The organism is Streptomyces sp. NPDC005799, assembly GCF_040630525.1.
In the GTDB taxonomy this organism is placed as follows: Bacteria; Actinomycetota; Actinomycetes; order Streptomycetales; family Streptomycetaceae; genus Streptomyces; species Streptomyces griseorubiginosus_B.
Window position 1 is genome coordinate 169244 of record NZ_JBEXXQ010000013.1, and the last position, 21843, is coordinate 191086.

Genomic DNA, 21843 nt, shown 5'->3' on the forward strand with positions numbered 1-21843 from the left:
TCTGGCAAATGGTGTATTAGCTCACCTGAATGAGTGAAGTGGTCATTTCATCGGCTTGTCGTACTAATTCCTTCTCGGCTCCGTGCGACCTTGGCGGCGCTGTCGGGCCCGCCCGGCATATCGCCAGAAAACGCCCTTACCGGCGTCGGTCTGAGAGAAGGAAGAAGGTGGGCGGAAGATGGCCGCCACCCAGAGGATCGCCACCGGAGCAGTGATCGCCGCAGCCTGCGCCGCGTCGCTCGCCGGCTGCGCGATCGGCACCAACAGCTCCAAGCCGGGTGCCTCCGGTCCCCAGAAGGCCAGGCCGGCCCAGGCGCCGGGCAGTGTGGTCCGACTGATCGGCGACGGCTCCACCGCGTACACCGGAGCGCAGCCGCACCTGCCCGGACCGGAGCGGCTCAAGCCCGGCCAGAAGCCCCCGCAGTTCGTCGTCTTCTCCTGGGACGGCGCCGGTGAGGACAGCCAGAAGCTCTTCTCGCACTTCCGCGAGGTGGCCAAGGCCAACCACGCGACGATGACGTACTTCCTCAGCGGCGTGTACATGCTCCCGGAGGACAAGCGCGACCTGTACAGGCCGCCGCAGCACTCGCCGGGGCGCTCCGACATCGGCTTCAACGACGAGAAGGGCATCGCCGACACCGTCAAGCAGCTGCGCCTGGCCTGGCTGGAGGGCAACGAGATCGGCACCCACTTCAACGGCCACTTCTGCGGCAAGAACGGCGGCGTCGGCGAGTGGTCGGTCGACGAGTGGAAGGACGAGATCGCCCAGGCGAAGCAGTTCGTGAAGTCCTGGAAGACCAACGCCGGGATGAAGAACGCGGCCCCGCTGCCCTTCGACTACGACAAGGAGCTGATCGGCGCCCGCACCCCCTGTCTGGAGGGTCAGCAGAACTTCGTGAAGGCCGCGAGCCAGCTCGGTTTCCGCTACGACACCAGCGGGGTGAACGAGCAGGTCTGGCCGAAGAAGAGGGAGGGCCTCTGGGACCTGTCGATGCAGCTGGTGCCCTTCCCCGGGCACTCCTACGAGCAGTTGACCATGGACTACAACTTCATGGTCAACCAGTCCGGCACCCGGACCCAGGGCGACCCCGCCAAGTTCGCCTACTGGGGCGACCAGATGCGTGACGGTCTGCTCGCCGGTCTCAAGCGCGCCTACGACGGCAACCGGGCGCCCCTGATCATCGGCAACCACTTCGAGTCGTGGAACGGCGGCACCTACATGCACGCCCTCGACGACGTCATCGAGAACGTCTGCAACGAGCCCGAGGTGCGCTGCGTCTCCTTCCACCAACTGGCCGACTGGCTGGACGCCCAGGATCCGCAGGTCCTCGCGAAACTGCGCGGCCTGAACGTCGGGGAGGCCCCGAAGCAGGGCTGGGCGTCCTTCCTTTCGGGCCGCCCGGCCCCGGCGCCGAAGGGCGTGCCCGGAGCGCCGGCGGCCAAGCAGTAGCCAACCCGAGGGCGGTCAGGCGGTTGCCGCCAGGCCGTCGCCCAGCACGAAGCCGGGGTCGACCTGAGCCGCCAGATCGGCCCCGGTGCGCGCGTTGCCCCATGAGTCGGCGTTCTTCAGATGGAAGTGCACCATCTGCCGGGTGTAGCTCTGCCAGTCACGCAGTTCGTACGTCGCGTCCGCGGCGACCTGAAGCGTGCGCAGGGCACGGCGGTTGACGTCCTCCAGCAGCTCGAACCGGGGCGGACGGCCCTTCTCCATGGCGCGTACCCAGTCCGAGTGCCCGACGGTCACCAGCAGGTCGTCCCCGACCTCGGCGCGCAGGAAGTCCAGATCGTCCTGCCCCTGCACCTTGTTGCCGACGACCTTCAGGACGACACCGAAGTCTCGGGCGTGCTCCTTGTACTGGCGATAGACGGAGACTCCCTTACGGGTGGGCTCGGCCACGAGGAACGTGATGTCGAAACGGGTGAACATGCCGGAGGCGAAGGAGTCCGAGCCCGCCGTCATGTCCACCACGACGTACTCGCCCTGCCCGTCCACCAGGTGGTTCAGGCACAGCTCCACCGCTCCCGTCTTGGAGTGGTAGCAGGAGACCCCCAGATCGGCGTCCGTGAAGGGGCCGGTGACCATCAAACGGACGGTGCCGCCATCGAGTTCCACCGGCCGGGCGCATGCCTCGTACACCGGGTTGTCCTCGCGCACCCGCAGCAGCCGTGAGCCCTCGCCGGGCGGCGTGGTTTTGATCATCGTCTCGGCGGAGGCGATGCGGGGGTTGGTTCCGCGCAGGTAATTCTTGATCAGGGGCAGCCGGTCGCCCATCGCGGGCAGCGCGGCGGCCTCCGTATCGTCCATGCCGAGGGCGGGTCCCAGGTGCTGGTTGATGTCCGCGTCGATCGCGACGACCGGCGCGCCACCGGCCGCGAGGTGGCGGACGAACAGGGAGGACAGGGTGGTCTTGCCGCTGCCGCCCTTACCGACGAAAGCAATTTTCATGTTCACGAAGAGTAGTCGTGGGATAGCTGTATGTGGCAGACGGGCGTGAAGAAGACCACTCATTCGTGGGGCACGCGCGCGGGGTGGCTACTGTCGTACTCATGAGTACGACAGGCGCGACCGCCGATCCGCTCGCCGCCCTGGGCTCGCTGCCCGGCGTGGCCGAGTCCGTGGAGTCCGTGCGCAAGGCCGTGGACCGGGTCTACGGGCACCGGGTCATGCGGCGCCGCAGCAACGAGATCACCTCCGAGGCGGCGCTGCGGGGCGCCCGCGGCTCGGCGGCGCTGTCCGGCGCCGACTGGGCACTGGAGGAGGTGCGTCGGCGCACCGACTTCAGCGGCGACGGGGACGCGCGCGTGATGGGCGCGGCCCTCAGGCTGACCGCCGAGGCCGGACAGCTGCTGTCCATCTGGCGGCAGTCGCCCCTGCGGGTGCTGGCCCGGCTGCACCTGGTGGCCGCCGCCGCCAACGGGGACGAGGTGGGGCGGCCGCGGCGGGCGGGCGAGTCCGTCGACGAGCCGTTGGTCGAGCTGCGGCTGCCGGACGCCGACGAGGTGCACGGCAGGCTTGAGGGCCTGTCCGAACTGATCATCGCCGGCAGCTCCGCCCCCGCCCTGGTGACGGCGGCCGTCGTGCACGGCGAACTCCTCGCGCTGCGCCCCTTCACCTCCCACAACGGCCTCGTGGCACGCACCGCCGAGCGCATCGTCCTGGTGGGCAGCGGCCTCGACCCGAAGTCGGTCTGCCCGGCGGAGGTGGGCCACGCCGAACTGGGCCGGGCGGCCTATCTGGGGGCGCTGGAGGGGTACGTCTCCGGAACGCCGGAGGGCATGGCCGCCTGGATCGCGCACTGCGGGCGGGCGGTCGAGCTGGGTGCGCGCGAGTCGACGGCCGTGTGCGAGGCACTGCAGCGCGGGGCGGCGTAGAAACTTTCCTTCGGAAAAGAGGTGCGGCGGTACGAGGATTCGTACCGCCGCTGGCATGCTCACCGGGTTACCAAGCGTCCTCGATATGTTGCCCATCAGGTCGGGAACTTCGCCCGTCACCTGGTGCGGCTGGCCCGTAATCGACGGGTCGACGTCGCGTGGGTGCCCGGTGTTCATGCTCGGTCCGTGGGGCCAAATGCGTTGTTTAAGGTGATCCTCTCGGATGTCCTTGGTCTCGCGGGCCGTAAACCCTTTGTACTCCAGGCGTGATGCAAGCGGAACCCCCGCCCGCGCTTCTTTACTTTTGGTCTCAAATCCGTTTCAAACGGGCGCCAGTCGTCACATGGGTGTCGCCCGTCGCCTGCTCGCGTACCAGACGAAGCCCGCAGTGGCCGCCGCCGCGCCGATCGCCGCGACCGCGACAAGGGCCGGACGGGGCGGTACCGAGAACGTGGGAATCCGCTGCTTGAGCCGGACCGGGCGGTGGAAGTCCAGAATCGGCCACCCGCGCGCGAGTGCCTCGCGGCGCAGTGCGCGGTCCGGGTTGACGGCGTGCGGGTGGCCGACGGCCCGCAGCATCGGCAGATCGGTCGCGGAGTCGCTGTAGGCGTAGCAGCGTTCGAGGTCGTACCCCTCGGACTCGGCCAGTTCCCTGACCGCCTCCGCCTTGGTCGGGCCGTACGCGTAGTACTCCACCTCGCCGGTGTAACAGCCGTCCTCGCCCACGACCATACGGGTGGCCACCACCCGGTCCGCGCCCAGCAGTTCGCCGATCGGCTCGACCACCTCGGCGCCCGAGGTGGAGACGATGACGACGTCGCGGCCGGCCGTGTGGTGCTCCTCGATGAGGGAGGCGGCCTCGTCGTAGATGATCGGGTCGATCAGGCTGTGCAGGGTCTCGGCGACGATCTCCTTGACCTGCTGGACGTTCCAGCCGCGCACGAGCTGGGAGAGGTACTCGCGGGTCCGTTCCATCTGGTCGTGGTCCATACCGCCGACGAGGAAGACGAACTGGGCATAGGCGGTGCGCAGGGCGGCTCGGCGGTTGATCAGGCCGCCTTGGTAGAAGGACTTGCCGAAGGTGAGCGTGCTCGACTTCGCAATGACCGTCTTGTCCAGGTCAAAGAAGGCCGCTGTGCGGGGCAACGAGTGGTTTTCCACGACCCCGAGCATAGGCGCAGCCCATTCGGCGTAAGGTGGGCGCGTGGGTTTGCCTGAGAGGGCTCTCGGGTACACCATGGAAGTCACGGATCGTTCGCGACCGTGCTAACCCGGTCCGGCTCCTCCCCCCCCGAGTCGGCCGTGGAGACGACCCCCGCTCTCCCCCCCGGCGGGGGTCGTCGCATGTCCGGGTGGGTTTTTCCTCTCTCTTCGCTCTCGTACGGCTGTCCTGGTGCCGCTGCGGGGGCTCATTCGCCATGCTCATGACCTGTTACTAAGAGTAGTCGTCGTGCTGCTCTGTGGATGTCGCACGTGGATCCGTGCAGGGGTCACCGGTATGGGTGACGGCCATATTCACAACCGCCGACTTGTCCACAGTTATCGACCAAGATCCACACGATTTCCGGGATCGCTGCACCGTGATTCCACCGCGTCCCGCACGGCCCGAGTTCATGACGGGTTCCGGTTAGTCGGGCGGGTTTGGCCGGTTCGTATCGGCCGTTCATATGGAGGCCGCTTGCCGGTTCTTCAGATGTTTGGGAATCGCGGGGCCGCAGGGGCCTTCGCGAAAGACACGGAGAAGGGGGATGGAGCACGTGACCGGAGCCGTCACACACGACCCACCGCCCGCCGTCCCGGGGCGGCAGGCCAAACCACTCATCGTCACGGAGGACGTCGATCTGCTCGACGACCTGCTGCGGCTGTGCGCCGCGGCGGGAGCGACACCGGAGGTCCACCACTCCGTACCGGAGCGCGCGGGCAGCTGGGAGGCCGCACCGCTCGTCCTGGTCGGCGACGACGCCGCGCGGCGGGTGCGCGGGGCCGCGCGCAGAAGGGGAGTGGTGCTGGTCGGCCGTGACCAGGACGACTCCGGGGTCTGGCGCCGGGCCGTCGAGATCGGCGCCGACCACGTCCTGATGCTGCCCGACGGCGAGCAGTGGCTGGTCGACCGCATCGCCGATGTCGCCGAGGGCGTCGGCCGACCCGCCCTCACCGTCGGCGTCATCGGCGGACGCGGCGGGGCCGGGGCGTCCACGCTCGCGTGCGCCCTCGCCGTCACCTCCGCACGCGAGGGACTGCGCACCCTGCTCGTGGACGCCGATCCGCTGGGCGGCGGACTCGACGTACTCCTCGGCGGCGAGAGCGCGGAGGGACTGCGCTGGCCCGCCTTCGCCGCCTCGCGCGGAAGGGTCGGCGGCGGCGCCCTGGAGGAGTCGCTGCCGGAACTGCACTCGCTGCGGGTGCTGAGCTGGGACCGAGGGGACTGCGTCGCCATCCCGGCCCAGGCCGTCCGCGCGGTGCTCGCCGCGGCCCGACGCCGCGGTGGCACGGTCGTCGTCGACCTCCCGCGCCGCATCGACGACGGGGTCGCCGAGGCCCTCGCCCAGATCGACCTCGGCATCCTCGTGGTCCCCGGCGAACTGCGGGCCGTCGCGGCGGCGGGCCGCGTCGCCTCGGCCGCCGGCATGGTCCTGCGAGACCTGCGCGTGGCGGTACGCGGCCCGTACGCACCCGGCCTCGACGACCGGGAGGTGGCCCGGCTGCTCGGTCTGCCCCTCGTCGGCGAGGTGCCGGTGGAGGTCGGACTGGTGCGACCCGGGGAGGGCAGGACACCGCCCGGAGCAGTCCGGCGCGGCCCCCTGGCGCGCTTCTGCAAGGAGTTCTGGGAGCGGGCGCTGATGGAAGCGGGTGCGGCGTGAGCGCCTCCTCGGGACTCCTCGACGGAGTCCGCCAATGGCTGGTGGAGAGCGGGGCCGAGCCGACGCCCGCGCGGGTGGCGCAGGCCCTGCGGGAACAGGGGCGGGTGCTGGGGGACGCCGAGGTCCTCGGCGCGGCAGAGCAGTTGCGGTCCGAACTGGTCGGCAGCGGCCCCCTGGAACCGCTGCTCGCCGATCCCTCCGTCACCGACGTCCTGGTGTCGGCCCCGGACCGGGTGTGGGTGGACCGCGGCGGCGGCCTGGAACTGACCTCAGTCGCCTTCCCGGACGCCGCGGCCGTACGACGGCTCGCGCAACGGCTCGCCGCGGTGGCCGGACGCCGGCTGGACGACGCCCGGCCCTGGGCGGACGCCCGGCTGCCCGACGGCACGCGTCTGCACGCGGTGCTGCCACCGGTGGCCGTGGGCTGCACCTGTCTTTCACTGCGAGTGGTACGGCCCCGGGCGTTCACGCTCGACGAACTGGTCGCGGCGGGCACGGTACCGCCGGGCGGGGACCGCGTGTTGCGGGCACTGATCGAGGCCCGGCTGTCCTTCCTGGTCAGCGGGGGCACGGGCAGCGGCAAGACGACGCTCTTGAGCACGCTGCTGGGGCTCGTCGGACCCGGTGAGCGGATCGTGCTCGCCGAGGACTCCGCCGAACTCAGGCCGGACCATCCGCACGTCGTCCGGCTCGAGAGCAGACCTGCCAACCAGGAGGGCGCGGGGCTGGTCACCCTCCAGGACCTGGTGCGGCAGGCGCTGCGGATGCGGCCGGACCGGCTGGTCGTCGGCGAGGTACGGGGGCCCGAAGTGGTGCATCTGCTCGCCGCGTTGAACACCGGCCACGAAGGCGGCTGCGGCACCGTCCACGCCAACGCCGCCGCCGACGTCCCTGCCCGTCTGGAGGCGCTCGGTACGGCGGCCGGGCTCGACCGGGCCGCGCTGCACAGCCAGTTGGCGGCCGCGCTGTCGGTGGTGCTGCATCTCGTACGGGACCGAGCGGGACGGCGCCGCATCGCCGAGGTGCACGTGCTGGAGCGGGACCCGTCGGGCCTGGTGCGGACGGTGCCGGCGCTGCGGTGGGGCGTGCGGGAGTTCGAGCGGGAGCGCGGCTGGGAGCGGCTGCGCGGGCTGCTCCACGGCGAGATGTCGGGAGGAGAGGGACACGGGGTGTCGGGAGGAGAGGGTCATGCGTGAGATCGCCATGGGGGCCGCCGTGTTGTGTGTCGGCGCCGCGGCACTGCTGCTGGGCGGCTGGCATTCCGGGGCCCGGCGGGCGCAGTTGCTGCTCGCCGAGGGCGGGGTGGTGGGAACCGGGCCACCGTCCTGGCGGGAGATGGCCGGGTGGCTGCGGCGGATGCGCGGACGGCTCGGGGCCGAATGGTGGGTGCTGGCCGCCGGGTTGGCGCTGGCGGTGCTGGGGACCTCGGTGCTGCCGGTCGTCGCGGGGGCGGCCGGGATGCCGTTGGCGCGGCGGATCCGGGTGGCCGGGCAGGTCCGCCGGGCACGGGAGTCACGCGGGAACGCGGTGATCGCGCTGTGCTCGGCGCTGGCCGGTGAGGTGCGGGCCGGGCGGCAGCCGGGAGAGGCGCTGCTACGAGCCGCGCGGGACTCCGGGGGACTCGGCGAAGCCCAGGCGGCGGTGCTGGCGGCCGCGCGGTTCGGCGGCGACGTGCCCGGCGCGCTCTCGGGCGCGGCCCGGCAGCAGGGCGCCGAAGGCCTGTTGGGGCTCGCGGCCTGCTGGCGGGTTGCCGTGGACCAGGGTGCGGGCCTCGCCGCCGGACTCGACCGGCTCGAAGCGGCGTTGCGGGCGGAGCGCGACCAACGTGCGGATCTGCGTGCCCAGTTGGCGGGCGCCCGCTCCACGGCACTGATGCTCGCGGGGCTGCCGGTGCTCGGCCTCCTGCTGGGCACGGCTCTGGGCGCCGACCCCCTCCACGTCCTGCTGCACAGCGGCGCGGGCCTTGGGTGCCTGGTGATCGGCGGCCTGCTGGAGGGGCTGGGGATGTGGTGGGCGCTGGGGATCGTACGGCGGGCGGGGGCTGTGTAAGGGCGGGGCTGGTGAGGAGCGCGGTGGTGAAGTCGGTCGTCGGACGGGTGCGGTGAGGGCGACGGAGTTGGACGGGACGGGGAGAGGGGTCGGTATGAGCGCGGAGGTTGTCCACAGGCTGGGGGTGACGGTGGGGATCGTGGTCGTCCTCGGGTGGCTGCTGCGGTGGCTGGAGGCGGTGCGGCGCGAGCGGAGAGTGCGTCGGCGGCTGGCCGGGCTGGTGTCCGCCGTGGAAGGAGCGGTGGACGCGCCTCGGCTCGAGGTCGGTGAGGTCGCACGGAGGTGGGCGCCGGTAGCCGGGGTGGTGGCCGCCGGGTGGGTGCTGGTCGGCGGAGTGGCCGGGGTGGCGGTCGGGTCGGTCGTAGGGGCCGGGCTGTGGTGGTGGCGCCGTCGGCAGGGTGCGGTCGCTGTCGCGGAGGCGGTCGCCGCGGCCAAGGCGGCCGGGCAACTACCGCTCGCCTCGGATCTGTTGGCGGCCTGCATCGCGGCGGGGGCCGCTCCGGTGGTCGCCGCGCAGGCGGTGGGCGAGGCCCTGGGCGGAGTGGTCGGGGACGCGTTGGCACGGGGTGCGGCCGAGGTACGACTCGGGGGTGAACCTGCGGAGGCATGGCGGAGGTTGGGCACTCTGCCGGGTGCGCAGCCCCTGGCGCGGCTCCTGGAACGGGCCGATGTGTCCGGTCTCCCGGCCGCCGCACCGGTGGCCCGACTGGCGACCGAGGCCCGCGCCGACTGGGCCCGCGCCGCGACCGAGCGGGCCAGACGCGCGGCCGTCATGGTCACCGTGCCGGTGGGGTTGTGCTTCCTGCCCGCGTTCATCGCGGTCGGCGTACTGCCCGTGGTGATCGGGCTCGCGGGCGGGGTGCTGGGGGGAGGAGGTGGTGGCTGACGGCCGTGCAGCAGGCAGGTAGCAGCAAGTAGTAGTCGAACAATTGGTCGAGCAGGCAGTCGAGCAATCAATCGAGCAACAGGAATGAACCTCACGGGGGTTGAGATGTGCAAGGCGGTACGGGCGCGGCTGCGCGCCCTGGTGTGCAGGGCGCGTGCGGTGCGGAGGGACGCGGGAATGGTGACCTCCGAGTACGCGATGGGGATCGTGGCGGCGGTGGCGTTCGCGGTGGTCCTCTACAAGGTGGTCACGAGCGGGGCGGTCAGTGCGGAGTTGCAGGCCATCGTGAAGCGGGCGCTCGATGCGCGGACGTGAACGGCGGGACGCGGACCGTGGGTTCGTGACGGCGGAGTCGGCCGTGGTGCTGCCCGTGCTGGTGATGTTCGCGACGGCGCTGGTGTGGGGGCTGCTCGTGGTGGCCGCGCAGATCCAGTGCGTGGACGCGGCGCGCACCGGGGCGCGGGCGGCCGCCCGTCAGGACCCGGCCGGCGCGGTCGTCGAGGCGGTCCGTGAAGCCGCCCCGCGCGACGCGTCGGTCACGGTCAGCCGGGAGGGCGACCAGGTCCGCGTCACCGTCGTGGCGAAGGCACCGGCGCTGCACGGGCTGCCCTTCGAGGTACGCGAGGAGGCCGTGGCGTCGGCGGAGGAGATGGTGGGGGTGAGGGGGCCGTGACCGGCGCGTTCGCTCGACGCCGACGGGGCGCGTCGGCCGCGCGGGAGCCGAGACACGGGCTCACGGTCGACCGGCGCTTCTGCGGCAGCTCAGCCGGGGACAGGTGCGGTGACCGCGATTTCCGTAGCCGCGGGCATGACGACCGTGGATCCGCCACCGTCTGGAGCGTCGGTGCCATCGCCGTGTTGTGCGTGGTGTTCGGGGTCGTGCTGGCCCTGGGGCAGGCCGTCGTGGTCCGGCATCGGGCGGCAGGCGGCGCGGATCTGGCGGCTCTCGCCGCGGCCGATCACTGGGCGGACGGCGGTGCGGCGGCCTGCGCCCGGGCCGACCGGGTAGCCAGGGCCCAGGGCGTGCGGCTCGTGCGGTGTGTGATCGTGGGCGAGATCTCTGACGTGACGGCGGCTTCGGGAACAGGCCCGTTCTCCGCGGAGGCCAGGGCACGGGCGGGGCCTGCGGAGCCGAACCCGGCGCCCACTCCTCCACCGGCACGCCGATCCCCCTCCGGCGTCACCCCGTCCGCCCGGACCCCAAGCCTCCACCCTCCGGCACCCCCACCGCCTCAGCCCCCGGCACCCCCACCGCCTCAGCCCCCGGCTTCTCCTCCGGCGCCCCCCGCAGCAGCACCGTGAGGAGCCGTACCGCCCCCCTCTTGTGGAGTGGGTCGTTGCCGTTGCCGCACTTGGGGGACTGGATGCAGGACGGGCAGCCGGCGTCGCACTCGCAGGAGGCGATGGCCTGGCGGGTGGCGGTGAGCCAGGTGCGGGCGGTGTGGAAGGCGCGCTCGGCGAAGCCCGCACCGCCGGGGTGGCCGTCGTACACGAAGACCGTCGGCAGGAGCGTGTCGGGGTGCAGGGGGATCGACACGCCGCCGATGTCCCAGCGGTCGCAGGTCGCGAAGAGGGGCAGCATGCCGATCGACGCGTGTTCGGCGGCGTGCAGGGCGCCGCCGAGGATCTCTGGGTTGATGCGGGCCTCGTCGAGCTGGTCCTCGGTGACCGTCCACCACACCGCGCGGGTGCGCAGGGTACGAGGAGGGAGGTCGAGTTTCGTCTCGCCCAGAACCTCGCCGGTGATCAGACGCCGGCGGAGGAAGGAGACGACCTGGTTGGTGACCTCGACGGAGCCGTAGCACAGGCGGCCCTCGCCCCAGGGGATCTCGGTGTCGGTCTCCAGGACGGAGATGGCGGTCGTGTCCCGGGCGACCGTCGAGTAGGGCGGGTTCGCCTCCGAGACCAGGGCGACGGAGTCGTCCAGGTCGAGGGAGCGGACCAGGTAGGTGCGGCCCTGGTGGAGATGGACCGCGCCCTCGTGCACCGTCGTGTGTGCCGCGCCCGCGTCCACGGTGCCCAGCAGCCGGCCGGTGCCCGCTTCGACGATCTGGACCGGGCGTCCGCCCTCGCCGCGGATGTCGGTGAGGTCGGCGGCCCGTTCCCGGCGGGTCCAGTGCCAGGCCTTCGTGCGGCGGCGCAGGAGCTTCGCGGCCTCCAGTTGGGGCAGCAGGCTCTCGGTCTCGGGGCCGAAGAGGTCCAGGTCCTCGTCGGTCAGGGGCATCTCCGCCGCGGCCGCGCACAGGTGCGGGGCGAGGACGTACGGGTTGTCGGGGTCGAGGACCGTGGATTCCACCGGCTGGTCGAAGAGGGCCTCGGGGTGGTGGACGAGGAAGGTGTCCAGGGGGTCGTCGCGGGCCACGAGGACGGCCAGTGCCCCCTGCCCGGCGCGCCCTGCGCGGCCCGCCTGCTGCCACAGGGACGCGCGCGTGCCCGGGTAGCCGGCGATCACCACGGCGTCCAGGCCGGAGACGTCGATGCCGAGTTCGAGGGCGGTCGTCGCGGCGAGGCCCAGCAGTTCGCCGGAGTGGAGGGCCTGTTCCAGGGCGCGGCGCTCCTCCGGGAGGTAGCCGCCGCGATAGGCCGCGACACGCCGGGCGAGAGAGCGGTCGACCTCGGCGAGACGTTCCTGGGCGATGACCGAGATCAGCTCGGCGCCGCGCCGGGAGCGGACGAAGGCCACCGAGCGCACGCCCTGCACGGCCAGGTCGGTGAGCAGGTCGGCGGTCTCGGCGGTGGCGGTGCGGCGGACCGGGGCGCCCTTCTCGCCCCGCAGCTCGGTGAGCGGGGGCTCCCAGAGGGCGAACAGCAGCTCGCCGCGCGGGGAGGCGTCGTCGGCGACCTCGACGACCGGGAGGCCGGTGAGGCGGCGGGCGGCGACCGCCGGCTCGGCGGCGGTGGCGGAGGCGAGGAGGAAGACGGGTGAGGCGCCGTAGCGGGCGCACAGGCGGCGCAGCCGGCGCAGCACCTGGGCGACGTGGGAGCCGAAGACACCCCGGTAGGTGTGGCACTCGTCGATGACGACGTACTTCAGCGACTTGAGGAAGGAGGACCAGCGGGGGTGGGAGGGGAGTATCCCGCGGTGCAGCATGTCCGGATTGGTCAGGACGTAGTTGGCGTACTGGCGGATCCACTCGCGCTCCTCGAACGGCGTGTCGCCGTCGTAGACCGCGGGGCGCACCGCATTTCCCAGAGGATGTGAAAGTTCCTTCACGGATCGGCACTGGTCGGCCGCGAGCGCCTTGGTGGGGGACAGGTAGAGGGTGGTGGCACCGCGGCCGTTCGGCGCCTCGGAGCCCTCCAGGAGGGTGGAGAGGACCGGTACGAGATACGCCAGGGACTTGCCGGACGCGGTGCCGGTGGCGACCACCACCGAGTCGCCGTCCAGTGCGTGCTCGGCGGCGATCGCCTGGTGGGCCCAGGGGTGCTCGATGCCGCAGGCCTGCACGGCCGCGACGACCTCCGAACGAATCCGGTCAGGCCAGACGGCATGCCGACCCTCGCGCGGGGGCAAGTGCTCCGTATGAGTGATGCGCGAAGCCCGGCTCGGCCCGGAGGCGAGCCGGTCCAGGATCGTGCCCGGTGCGAGCCGGGACACGGGGTCCGCCGGGGATCGATCGGATCGGTGATTCTTGGCCATCGGCACCGAGTGTGTCACTGGCGTGACGGACAATGGGACCAAGGCGTCGTGCACGTCTGCCGTAAGTGATTGAATGCCATCGCGGCTGGCGAACCGTTCCGGGGGCTCTGCCGAGGTGTCCCGAGGGGCGACCGCTCGAGTAGCAAGGTGCTGGAGGATCCGTGGACCTGTCCCTGTCGACCCGTACCGTCGGCGATCGTACGGTCGTCGAGGTCGGTGGCGAAATCGACGTATATACCGCGCCCAAGCTGCGCGAGCAGCTGGTCGAGCTGGTGAACGACGGGAGTTTCCACCTCGTCGTCGACATGGAGGGCGTGGACTTCCTCGACTCCACCGGGCTCGGCGTGCTGGTCGGCGGCCTGAAGCGGGTACGAGCCCATGAGGGCTCACTGCGCCTGGTCTGCAACCAGGAGCGCATTCTGAAGATCTTCCGCATCACCGGCCTCACCAAGGTGTTCCCGATCCACACCTCGGTCGAGGAAGCGGTGGCGGCGACCGACTGACCACCGCCCCATGGAGCGGGAAGGGTCCGCTCCCGGGACGGAAGATGTACCGACAGGGGGTCCGGGCTTTCGGCGGCCCGGTCCCCCCACAGCACGCCCGTAGTTCCGAGGGGGACGCATGGCCACCGTTGAACTCCGCTTCAGCGCGCTGCCCGAGCACGTCAGGACCGCCCGACTGGTGGCGGCAGCGGTGGCGCGCAGGGCCGGAGTGGACGAGGCCGTCCTCGACGAGGTCAGGCTCGCCGTCGGCGAGGCCTGTTCCCGCGCCGTCGGACTGCACCAGAGCGCCGGCATCACCACGCCGGTGCAGGTGAAGCTGATCGAGGAGGAGAAGCAGTTCTCCATCGAGGTCGGTGACGAGGCCCCGCGCTCGGTGCCCGGAGGCCGGGCACCAGGGTCGCTGGGTGACGACGTGGAGGCCGAGGAGGACGAGATGGGCCTCGCGGTCATCAGCGGCCTCGTCGACGACGTGGAGGTCAGTGCAGGGGAGAACGGCGGGTCGATCCGGATGACCTGGCCGACCACTCCGCCGGTCGCGGTACTCCCCTGACCCCACCCCCGTACCACCTGAAGATCACCTGAAGGGCCCTGCTGAGCAGGGCCCTTTCAGTTTTTCCGATCACCGTTGGAATTCGTGAATGAATTCACGATCAATGAGGTGATAATTCGATCAAGCGGCAATGCGGCCGTCAATGCCTTTGGGGCGTTACCTCTTTCGGGTTCCATGGCGTGACGTCGATCATTTGCTGAGGAGCATGTGAAGGCTAATTCCGTTTCCCGTGCTCTGTTTTGATCAGGTCGGGGTACCTAGAATCCGTCCACATCTTGAGCTCAGCCCAAGCGTCAAGGAGGACGAATGGCGGGGCTTTCTACCCCTCATGAGTTGGACCACCCCACAACCTTCGCAGCCGCAGTGCTCACCGACGACAACCGGATCATCGTGACGATCATCGGCGTCGTCGCGCTGGCCGCGCTCGTGGTCGCGGGCATCCTGGTGCGCCAGGTGCTGGCGGCGGGCGAGGGCACCGACAGCATGAAGAAGATCGCGGAAGCGGTCCAGGAAGGCGCCAACGCCTATCTGGGACGCCAGTTGCGCACGCTCGGCGTATTCGCCGTCGTCGTGTTCTTCCTGCTCTTGCTGCTGCCCGCGGACGACTGGAATCAGCGCGCAGGCCGATCGGTGTTCTTCTTGATCGGCGCCGCGTTCTCGGCCGCCACCGGCTATATCGGCATGTGGCTGGCGGTGCGCAGCAATGTGCGTGTTGCCGCGGCGGCCCGGGAAGCGACCCCGGCGGAGGGTGAGCCGGAAAAGGATCTCACCACCGTCTCGCACAAAGCCATGAAGATCGCTTTCCGCACGGGCGGCGTCGTCGGCATGTTCACGGTGGGGCTCGGTCTGCTGGGCGCCTCCTGTGTGGTGCTGGTGTACGCGGCCGACGCGCCGAAGGTGCTCGAGGGCTTCGGCCTCGGGGCCGCCCTGATCGCCATGTTCATGCGTGTCGGCGGCGGCATCTTCACCAAGGCCGCCGACGTCGGCGCCGACCTGGTCGGCAAGGTCGAGCAGGGCATTCCGGAGGACGACCCGCGCAATGCCGCGACCATCGCCGACAACGTGGGCGACAACGTCGGCGACTGCGCCGGCATGGCGGCCGACCTCTTCGAGTCGTACGCCGTGACCCTGGTCGCCGCGCTGATCCTCGGCAAGGCGGCCTTCGGCGACTCGGGGCTCGCTTTCCCGCTGATCGTGCCGGCCATCGGCGTGATCACCGCCATGATCGGCATCTTCGCGGTCGCCCCGCGCCGGGCCGACCGCAGCGGCATGTCCGCGATCAACCGGGGCTTCTTCATCTCCGCGGTGATCTCGCTCGGGCTGGTGGCGGCGGCCGTCTTCATCTATCTCCCGGCCAAGTACAGCGACCTCGACGGCATCGGCGACGCGGCGATCCGGGCCAAGGACGGCGACCCGCGCATCCTCGCGCTCGTCGCGGTGGCGATCGGCATCCTGCTGGCGGCCGTGATCCAGCAGCTGACCGGCTACTTCACCGAAACCAACCGCCGCCCTGTCATGGACATCGGCAAGACCTCGCTGACCGGCCCGGCCACCGTCGTCCTCGCCGGTATCTCGGTGGGACTGGAGTCGGCCGTCTACACCGCCCTTCTGATCGGCCTCGGCGTCTACGGGGCCTTCCTGCTCGGCGGTACGTCGATCATGCTCGCGCTGTTCGCGGTGGCGCTGGCCGGCACCGGTCTGCTCACCACGGTCGGCGTGATCGTCGCCATGGACACCTTCGGCCCGGTCTCCGACAACGCGCAGGGCATCGCCGAGATGTCCGGCGACGTCGAGGGCGCCGGCGCCCAGGTGCTCACCAACCTGGACGCCGTCGGCAACACGACGAAGGCCATCACCAAGGGCATCGCCATCGCCACCGCCGTCCTGGCGGCGTCGGCGCTCTTCGGGTCGTACCGGGACGCGATCACCACGAACGTTCAGGACGTGGGCGAGAAGCTGACCGGCAAGGGCGCCCCGTTGAGCCTGTCCCTGGACATCTCGCAGCCCAACAACCTCGTCGGCCTCATCGCGGGCGCGGCGGTCGTCTTCCTCTTCTCGGGGCTGGCGATCAACGCGGTGTCGCGGTCGGCGGGCTCGGTGGTCTACGAGGTGCGGCGGCAGTTCCGCGAGCACCCCGGGATCATGGACTACAGCGAGAAGCCGGAGTACGGCAAGGTCGTGGACATCTGCACCCGGGACGCCCTCCGGGAACTGGCCACGCCCGGTCTGCTCGCCGTGATGGCGCCCATCTTCATCGGGTTCACGCTCGGAGTCGGCGCGCTCGGCTCCTACCTCGCGGGCGCGATCGGCGCGGGCACGCTGATGGCGGTGTTCCTCGCCAACTCCGGTGGCGCCTGGGACAACGCCAAGAAACTCGTCGAGGACGGCCACCACGGCGGCAAGGGCAGCGAGGCCCACGCGGCCACCGTCATCGGCGACACGGTCGGCGACCCCTTCAAGGACACCGCGGGTCCGGCGATCAACCCGCTGCTGAAGGTGATGAACCTGGTGTCGCTGCTCATCGCGCCGGCGGTGATCAAGTTCTCCTACGGCGACGACAAGAACATCGGAGTGCGGATCCTGATCGCGATCCTCTCCCTGCTCGTCATCGTCACGGCGGTGTACATCTCCAAGCGGCGCGGCATCGCCGTGGGCGACGAGGAGGACAAGTCGGAGCGAGTGGCCAAGTCGACGGACCCCGCGGTGGTTTCGTAGGCGGTCTTACGACGGTCCGCATCAAGGGGCGGGCGGGAGACGCGTGTTGACGCGTCGCCCGCCCGTCCCCGTCTGTGCGCCCTGCTGTGTGCAGGCTCACGGTGAGCCTTCTCTCGCCTGGTGCAAATGGATTCAAAAGGGTCTCTAGTGGACGCCCGGCATGGGGTTGCCGTCTGTGTGGCGTGTATGTTCCGGGGCCGAGAGCCATGGAAGGGACCAAACCGGTGAACAAGAAGCTCGCGGCCGCACTGTCCGGCGGTGCGGTACTGGTACTGGCGCTGTCGGGATGCAGCAGCAGCAACAACAACGACAAGCTGGACTCCTGGGCCAAGCAGGTCTGCGACGGCGTACAGCCGCAGGCCAAGAAGATCGAGGCGGCCAACGCCGCGATCCAGAAGGAGACCTCGGACAACAGCACGCCGGAGCAGGTGCAGCAGACCGACGCGCAGGCCTTCCAGGACATGTCCGACGCCTACAAATCGATCGGGGCCGCGGTGCAGAACGCCGGGGCGCCGAACGTCGACGACGGGGCGAAGAAGCAGCAGGACGCGGTCAAGGAACTCAACGACATCTCCGCGTCCTACGCCTCGCTGAAGGCGCAGGTCGACAAGTTGGAGACCAAGGACCAGGCCAAGTTCGCCGACGGGCTCAAGGGCATCGCGACCTCGCTGGACAAGCTGAGCCAGAGCGGGAACGACGCGCTGAAGACGCTCGAGGAGGGCGAGGTCGGCAAGGCGATGGCGAAGCAGGAGAGCTGCAAGGCGGCCTCGGCGACGCCCTCCTCCGCGGCGACGGGGAGCTGAGCCGGGGCTGCGGACGGTCACCGCTGCCCGCCACAATGGGGGCGTGAGTATCTCCGGCCTGCCCGCCCTGCCCGCCCTGCCCGCGTCCGACCGTCCCGACGTCGCCGCCCGGCTGCGGGACGCCCTGCTCGGGGCGTCCTTCACCGCCGACGGCCTGCTCGACCTGCTCGGCGCGCCCGCGTACGCGGCGCTGGCGCGCAGCGAGACCGTGCCGGCGCTGCGGGCGACGCGCGGGGACACCCCGCTCGAGGTGCTCGTACGGCTGTTCCTGCTGCAGCAGCCCGTGCCGCACGCGCGCGTGGGGGCCGTTCTGCCGCTCGACGCCTGCCTGGAGAGCGGATGGCTCGTCCCGGCGGGCGCGGACGAGGTGGCCGCGACCGTGGACGTACGGCCGTACGGCGGGCCCGGCGGCGAGGACTGGTTCATCGTGTCCGACCTGGGCTGTGCCGTCGGCGGCGCCGGTGGCATCGGCAGCCGCGAGGAGGGCGTCGTCCTCGGCGTCGGCGGTGCCTCCACGACCCTGGCCGGCATCACCGTCCGTACGCCCGTCTCCAGCGCCCTGGACCTCGGCACGGGGTCCGGCATCCAGGCGCTGCACGCCTCCCGGCACGCCACGCGCGTGACGGCGACCGACCTCAACCCGCGCGCGTTGCACATCACCGCGCTCACCCTGGCCCTGTCCGGCGCCCCCGCGGCCGATCTGCGCGAGGGCTCGCTGTACGAGCCGGTGCGGGACGACGAGACGTACGACCTGATCGTCTCCAACCCGCCCTTCGTCATCTCGCCCGGCGCGCGGCTGACCTACCGGGACGGCGGGATGGGCGGGGACGATCTGTGCCGCTCGCTCGTTCAGGCTGCGGGGGACCGCTTGAACGAGGGCGGGTTCGCGCAGTTCCTCGCCAACTGGCAGCACGTGGAGGGGGAGGACTGGCAGGACAGGCTCAGGTCGTGGGTCCCGCGCGGCTGCGACGCGTGGATCGTGCAGCGCGAGACGCAGGACGTCACGCAGTACGCCGAGCTGTGGCTCCGGGACGCCGGCGACCACCGGGGCGACTTGGCCGAGTATCAGGCGCGGTACGACGCGTGGCTGGACGAGTTCGAGGCGCGCAAGGTGAAGGCCGTCGGCTTCGGCTGGATCACCCTGCGCAGGACGGGTGCCGCCGTGCCCTCCATCACCGTGGAGGAGTGGCCGCATTCGGTCGAACAGCCGCTCGGAGAAACGGTGCGGACGCACTTCGACCGCCTCGACTACCTGCGCTCGCACGACGACGCGGCCCTGCTGGAGGGGCGCTTCCGGCTCGTCACCGAGGTCGTCCAGGAACAGGTCGGGCTGCCCGGCGCCGAGGACCCGGAGCACGTCGTGCTGCGCCAGCACCGGGGTATGCGCCGCGCCACCAAGGTGGACACGGTCGGCGCGGGCTTCGCGGGCGTGTGCGACGGCTCGCTGAGCGCCGGCCGCATCCTGGACGCCATCGCCCAACTGGTCGGGGAGGACCCGGTGTTGCTGCGGGACCGGACGCCGGCGCAGATCAGGCTGCTGGTGGAACAGGGGTTCCTGGAGCCTGCGGAGTGACCGGCGTGCCGCACGTCGCTTCTGGGAAGAGCTCGCACCCCTGATGGCTCTGCGTCCGATCTGCCGCGATTTACGGGATTGGTGACGAAAAGTACTCCTGTCAGTGGTGCATGCGACGCTACTTTCTAGAGACAGGCTCCACGCGTCCTCGGGGGAGGCGCGCTGTCTCGGGGGAGGCGCCATGGCGGGGGACACGCCGGAACACGGCCAGGGCCGGATGATCAACGGACGGTACCGGCTGCTGCGCACGCTGGGCGCGGGCGGCATGGGCCGCGTCTGGCTCGCCCACGACACCGAGCTGGCCTGCGAGGTCGCGGTCAAGGAGATCGCGCTGCCGGACCTGCCGGTGGACGGGGACGAGACGGCGCAGCGCATCGCCCGGGCCCGCAGCGAGGCCCGGCACGCGGCGCGGCTGCGGGGCCATCCGCATGTGGCGACGGTGCACGACGTGGTGGTCCACGAGGGGCTCCCGTGGATCGTCATGGAGTACGTCCCGGACGCGGTCGACCTCCAGGCGGTGATCCGGAGTTCCGGCCCGCTGCCGTCCGTGCGGGTGGCGGAGATCGGGCTCGCCGTGCTCGACGCGCTCACCGCGGGCCATCGCATCGGCATCCTGCACAGGGATGTGAAACCGGCCAACATCCTTCTGGCGCCGGACGCTTCGGGCGACGCCTACGCGCGCGTGCTGCTCACCGACTACGGCATCGCCCTCATGCCCGAGTCCCACGAACCCCGGCTCACCGCGACCGCGGGCATCCTCGGCACACCCGGGTACCTCGCACCCGAGCGCGCCCGGGGCGAGCCGCCCACCCCGGCCGCCGACCTCTTCTCCCTCGGCGCCACGCTGTACGCGGCCGTCGAGGGCCGTGGCCCCTTCGACCGCCACGGCGACTACGCCACCCTGACCGCCCTGCTCGGCGAGGAACCGACCCCGCCGGCCCGCGCGGGCGAACTGGCGCCCGTGCTCCACGGGTTGCTGGTCAAGGATCCGGTGCGCAGGTCGGCGCCGGAGACGGTCCGCCCGGCCCTGGAGCGGGTGCTGCAACAGTCCGCGGCACAGGCACCGGCGAAGGGGTTCGGCCCACCCCAGGGATACGCGGCGGGTGCGGCGCAGGGCGGTCCGCCTCCGCCCGGGTACGGGGCGAACGCGGCGCAGGGAGGTTCGTCCCCGGCCGGGTACGCGGGTGGCGCGCAAGGGAGTTCGTCCCCGGCCGGGTACGCGGGTGCCGCGCAAGGGGGTTCACCCAGCTCACCTCCGCCCGGGTACGGTGCGGTGCCGCCCGGATACGTGGCGAGCACGCCCTCGCAGGGCAGCACGCCGAACAGCCCACCGCCGCCGGGGTACGTGGCGGGTGGGACGCCCGCGGGGTACGCGGGCGGTGCTACGCCCCCGGGATATGGCGCGGGCGGTACGCCTCCCGGATACGTCGCCGCCGGACCGTACGGCGAGCAGTCGCCCGTACCGCCGGGCGGACCGCACACGCCCGGGGCGCCGCAGACCCCCGACAACCCGCCGACTCCGCAGACGCCGGGCGGCCCGCAGGCCCCGGTGCCGTATCCGGGCTGGAATCCGTATGCGAGCAGCCCCACCGTCACGTACGCGGGCACCGGCGGCACCGGCGGCCCGGGGCAGAGCCCGGCGGCCGTACCGCAGCCCGGTGGCCCCCGGCGTTCCCGGCGGACCGTCGTCATCGTCGCCGCGGTGGCCGCCGTGGCGCTCGTGCTCGGGATCGGAGTGTGGGGCGCGGTGTCGCTGACCCGCCACGACAACAGCGCCCAGCCACGCACGAGTCCGTCGGCGCGGTCGTCCGCGCAGCCGGGCCCCACCGGGCCGGTGTACGTGTACGGCGAGCAGGTCGGCCTCACCAAGCCGTTGCAGGCCGGGGACTGCGTGAAGGCGGTGTGGTCGGGCGAGCCGTTCAGGTCGCCGCCCAACCTCGGGGTCGTGGACTGCGCGAACGACCTCCCCGAGGGCCAGGTGGTGGCCGTGGACTCCGCGGCCGACTACGCCGACGCGCGCGCCCACGGCGCCGACCGCTGCGCGCGCCAGAGCGAACCGCTGGCGCGGAGCCTCCCGGACGCGGGGTCCTACGCCGTCGTGCCCACCCGCCAGGGCTTCGGCGCGTCCGGCGGCGGTACGGCCTGTCTCGTCCTCGGCCGGCACATACCCATCGGGGGCGAGGTCGGGCGGTTCCGGGACGCCGGGATCGACATGGCCGCGGCCCAGATGAGCGTCGGCGACTGCTTCACCTACCTGGAGGAGAAGGACACCACACACACCTACCTCACCGACTGCGCACAGGCGCACACGGACCAGGTGATCGGCTTCGCCCGGGCCCCGGCGAACATGGACTTCACCGCGGGCACCAAGAACGCCGAGAAGCTCTGCACCAACAAGTTCGAGTCGACCTGGTCACCCGGCTCCGGCCGGGCGATCATCGGCTGGTGGAACACCAAGGAGAACTGGAACCAGGGCTTCACCACGGTGATCTGCACGATGGAGCGCGCCGACGGGGAAAAATCGACGGGACAGCTGACCCCGCCGCCGTCCGGCTCGGCGTGACGGTCCCGCTTGGCCAACGCATGGCGGTCCGGACTCCTGGCGTTCACTCTTGGTTCGCCCGCGCGTCTCGCGTCGCTGCGAGCGTCCGGGTCCAGCACCCCCGCACGGAACGGCACGGGAAGGACCCACCATGGAGAGCGGTCCGGCGATCTTCACCGGCACGGTGTTCGCCCTGTTCGGAGCCGCCCTGCTGGCCTGGGTCGCCGTTCGGCTGAGGCACCGGCGGCCCGTCGCCCTCGGTGTGAGCCCGGTCGCATCCGCGGCCCTCGCCACCGTCGCCGGCGCGGCCGCTGTCGCGGTCGGCGTCTGGTGCTTCGCAAGCGTCTGA

Annotated in this window: 18 protein-coding genes and 1 pseudogene; 16 read left to right on the forward strand and 3 right to left on the reverse strand. The window is 71.4% G+C overall.

The genetic code is table 11. The annotated features are described in order from the left end of the window. The first annotated feature begins 178 nt into the window (after positions 1-178). Positions 179-1450, forward strand: a complete 1272-nt coding sequence (locus ABZ453_RS15630; RefSeq protein ID WP_359015402.1) for a hypothetical protein — start codon at positions 179-181, stop codon at positions 1448-1450. A gap of 15 nt (positions 1451-1465) precedes the next feature. On the opposite strand, the gene ABZ453_RS15635 is transcribed toward ABZ453_RS15630, so the two are convergent. Beyond that, complete coding sequence (locus ABZ453_RS15635; protein WP_359015404.1) at positions 1466-2446, reverse strand: ATP-binding protein; 981 nt, start codon at positions 2444-2446, stop codon at positions 1466-1468. A gap of 101 nt (positions 2447-2547) precedes the next feature. Between ABZ453_RS15635 and ABZ453_RS15640 the strand changes: the two genes are divergently transcribed. Beyond that, positions 2548-3372, forward strand: a complete 825-nt coding sequence (locus ABZ453_RS15640; protein WP_359015406.1) for an oxidoreductase — start codon at positions 2548-2550, stop codon at positions 3370-3372. Positions 3373-3711: 339 nt separating this feature from the next. Here ABZ453_RS15640 and ABZ453_RS15645 read toward each other — a convergent pair whose 3' ends face one another. Continuing rightward, a complete protein-coding gene (locus tag ABZ453_RS15645) occupies positions 3712-4545 on the reverse strand; it encodes an HAD family hydrolase (protein ID WP_359015408.1) in 834 nt (277 codons plus the stop codon). Between the two features lie 575 nt (positions 4546-5120). Between ABZ453_RS15645 and ssd the strand changes: the two genes are divergently transcribed. From ssd to ABZ453_RS15680, 7 genes and pseudogenes are all read left to right on the forward strand, one after another. After that, on the forward strand, positions 5121-6233 hold the full coding sequence (gene ssd / locus ABZ453_RS15650) for a septum site-determining protein Ssd (RefSeq protein WP_359015410.1): 1113 nt from the start codon (positions 5121-5123) through the stop codon (positions 6231-6233). Then, on the forward strand, positions 6197-7429 hold the full coding sequence (locus ABZ453_RS15655) for a TadA family conjugal transfer-associated ATPase (protein ID WP_359015456.1): 1233 nt from the start codon (positions 6197-6199) through the stop codon (positions 7427-7429). The genes ssd and ABZ453_RS15655 overlap by 37 nt, the downstream gene beginning before the upstream one ends. Continuing rightward, the gene (locus ABZ453_RS15660) at positions 7422-8282 is read left to right on the forward strand and encodes a type II secretion system F family protein (RefSeq protein ID WP_359015412.1); all 861 of its coding nucleotides are present in this window, start codon (positions 7422-7424) and stop codon (positions 8280-8282) included. Before ABZ453_RS15655 ends, ABZ453_RS15660 begins: the two co-directional genes overlap by 8 nt. A gap of 94 nt (positions 8283-8376) precedes the next feature. Continuing rightward, the gene (locus ABZ453_RS15665; protein WP_359015415.1) at positions 8377-9168 is read left to right on the forward strand and encodes a type II secretion system F family protein; all 792 of its coding nucleotides are present in this window, start codon (positions 8377-8379) and stop codon (positions 9166-9168) included. A gap of 105 nt (positions 9169-9273) precedes the next feature. Then, positions 9274-9483, forward strand: coding sequence for a DUF4244 domain-containing protein (locus tag ABZ453_RS15670; RefSeq protein WP_359015458.1), 210 nt, complete (start codon positions 9274-9276; stop codon positions 9481-9483). Continuing rightward, the gene (locus ABZ453_RS15675) at positions 9470-9841 is read left to right on the forward strand and encodes a TadE family type IV pilus minor pilin (protein WP_359015417.1); all 372 of its coding nucleotides are present in this window, start codon (positions 9470-9472) and stop codon (positions 9839-9841) included. Before ABZ453_RS15670 ends, ABZ453_RS15675 begins: the two co-directional genes overlap by 14 nt. A gap of 176 nt (positions 9842-10017) precedes the next feature. Beyond that, positions 10018-10308: pseudogene (locus tag ABZ453_RS15680) on the forward strand (Rv3654c family TadE-like protein); the annotation flags it as partial. A gap of 40 nt (positions 10309-10348) precedes the next feature. On the opposite strand, the gene ABZ453_RS15685 reads toward ABZ453_RS15680, so the two are convergent. Further along, entirely contained in the window at positions 10349-12808 is a 2460-nt protein-coding gene (locus tag ABZ453_RS15685) for a DEAD/DEAH box helicase (protein ID WP_359015419.1), read from the reverse strand. A gap of 161 nt (positions 12809-12969) precedes the next feature. Here ABZ453_RS15685 and bldG point away from each other — a divergent pair, with 161 nt between their 5' ends. From bldG to ABZ453_RS15720, 7 genes are all read left to right on the forward strand, one after another. After that, a complete protein-coding gene (gene bldG, locus ABZ453_RS15690) occupies positions 12970-13311 on the forward strand; it encodes an anti-sigma factor antagonist BldG (protein WP_003975386.1) in 342 nt (113 codons plus the stop codon). Positions 13312-13429: 118 nt separating this feature from the next. Beyond that, a complete protein-coding gene (locus ABZ453_RS15695) occupies positions 13430-13861 on the forward strand; it encodes an ATP-binding protein (protein WP_359015421.1) in 432 nt (143 codons plus the stop codon). Between the two features lie 306 nt (positions 13862-14167). Beyond that, a complete protein-coding gene (locus tag ABZ453_RS15700) occupies positions 14168-16576 on the forward strand; it encodes a sodium-translocating pyrophosphatase (RefSeq protein ID WP_359015423.1) in 2409 nt (802 codons plus the stop codon). A gap of 206 nt (positions 16577-16782) precedes the next feature. Beyond that, positions 16783-17379 carry a small secreted protein gene (locus ABZ453_RS15705; RefSeq protein ID WP_133044244.1) on the forward strand — a complete coding sequence of 199 codons (597 nt, stop codon included), beginning with the start codon at positions 16783-16785 and terminating at the stop codon, positions 17377-17379. Positions 17380-17422: 43 nt separating this feature from the next. Continuing rightward, a complete protein-coding gene (locus ABZ453_RS15710) occupies positions 17423-18952 on the forward strand; it encodes a class I SAM-dependent methyltransferase (RefSeq protein WP_359015425.1) in 1530 nt (509 codons plus the stop codon). Between the two features lie 181 nt (positions 18953-19133). Further along, positions 19134-21515, forward strand: a complete 2382-nt coding sequence (locus tag ABZ453_RS15715; RefSeq protein WP_359015427.1) for a protein kinase — start codon at positions 19134-19136, stop codon at positions 21513-21515. A 130-nt stretch (positions 21516-21645) separates the two neighbouring features. Further along, complete coding sequence (locus ABZ453_RS15720; RefSeq protein WP_359015429.1) at positions 21646-21843, forward strand: hypothetical protein; 198 nt, start codon at positions 21646-21648, stop codon at positions 21841-21843.

Bases quoted from the DNA above. Each gene is read 5' to 3' on its own strand.
- ABZ453_RS15630 (WP_359015402.1), top strand. From the start codon at position 179: ATGGCCGCCACCCAGAGGATCGCCACCGGAGCAGTGATCGCCGCAGCC.
- ABZ453_RS15635 (WP_359015404.1), bottom strand. From the start codon at position 2,446: ATGAAAATTGCTTTCGTCGGTAAGGGCGGCAGCGGCAAGACCACCCTG.
- ABZ453_RS15640 (WP_359015406.1), top strand. From the start codon at position 2,548: ATGAGTACGACAGGCGCGACCGCCGATCCGCTCGCCGCCCTGGGCTCG.
- ABZ453_RS15645 (WP_359015408.1), bottom strand. From the start codon at position 4,545: ATGCTCGGGGTCGTGGAAAACCACTCGTTGCCCCGCACAGCGGCCTTC.
- ssd (WP_359015410.1), top strand. From the start codon at position 5,121: ATGGAGCACGTGACCGGAGCCGTCACACACGACCCACCGCCCGCCGTC.
- ABZ453_RS15660 (WP_359015412.1), top strand. From the start codon at position 7,422: ATGCGTGAGATCGCCATGGGGGCCGCCGTGTTGTGTGTCGGCGCCGCG.
- ABZ453_RS15665 (WP_359015415.1), top strand. From the start codon at position 8,377: ATGAGCGCGGAGGTTGTCCACAGGCTGGGGGTGACGGTGGGGATCGTG.
- ABZ453_RS15670 (WP_359015458.1), top strand. From the start codon at position 9,274: ATGTGCAAGGCGGTACGGGCGCGGCTGCGCGCCCTGGTGTGCAGGGCG.
- ABZ453_RS15675 (WP_359015417.1), top strand. From the start codon at position 9,470: ATGCGCGGACGTGAACGGCGGGACGCGGACCGTGGGTTCGTGACGGCG.
- ABZ453_RS15685 (WP_359015419.1), bottom strand. From the start codon at position 12,808: ATGGCCAAGAATCACCGATCCGATCGATCCCCGGCGGACCCCGTGTCC.
- ABZ453_RS15695 (WP_359015421.1), top strand. From the start codon at position 13,430: ATGGCCACCGTTGAACTCCGCTTCAGCGCGCTGCCCGAGCACGTCAGG.
- ABZ453_RS15700 (WP_359015423.1), top strand. From the start codon at position 14,168: ATGGCGGGGCTTTCTACCCCTCATGAGTTGGACCACCCCACAACCTTC.
- ABZ453_RS15705 (WP_133044244.1), top strand. From the start codon at position 16,783: ATGGAAGGGACCAAACCGGTGAACAAGAAGCTCGCGGCCGCACTGTCC.
- ABZ453_RS15715 (WP_359015427.1), top strand. From the start codon at position 19,134: ATGGCGGGGGACACGCCGGAACACGGCCAGGGCCGGATGATCAACGGA.
- ABZ453_RS15720 (WP_359015429.1), top strand. From the start codon at position 21,646: ATGGAGAGCGGTCCGGCGATCTTCACCGGCACGGTGTTCGCCCTGTTC.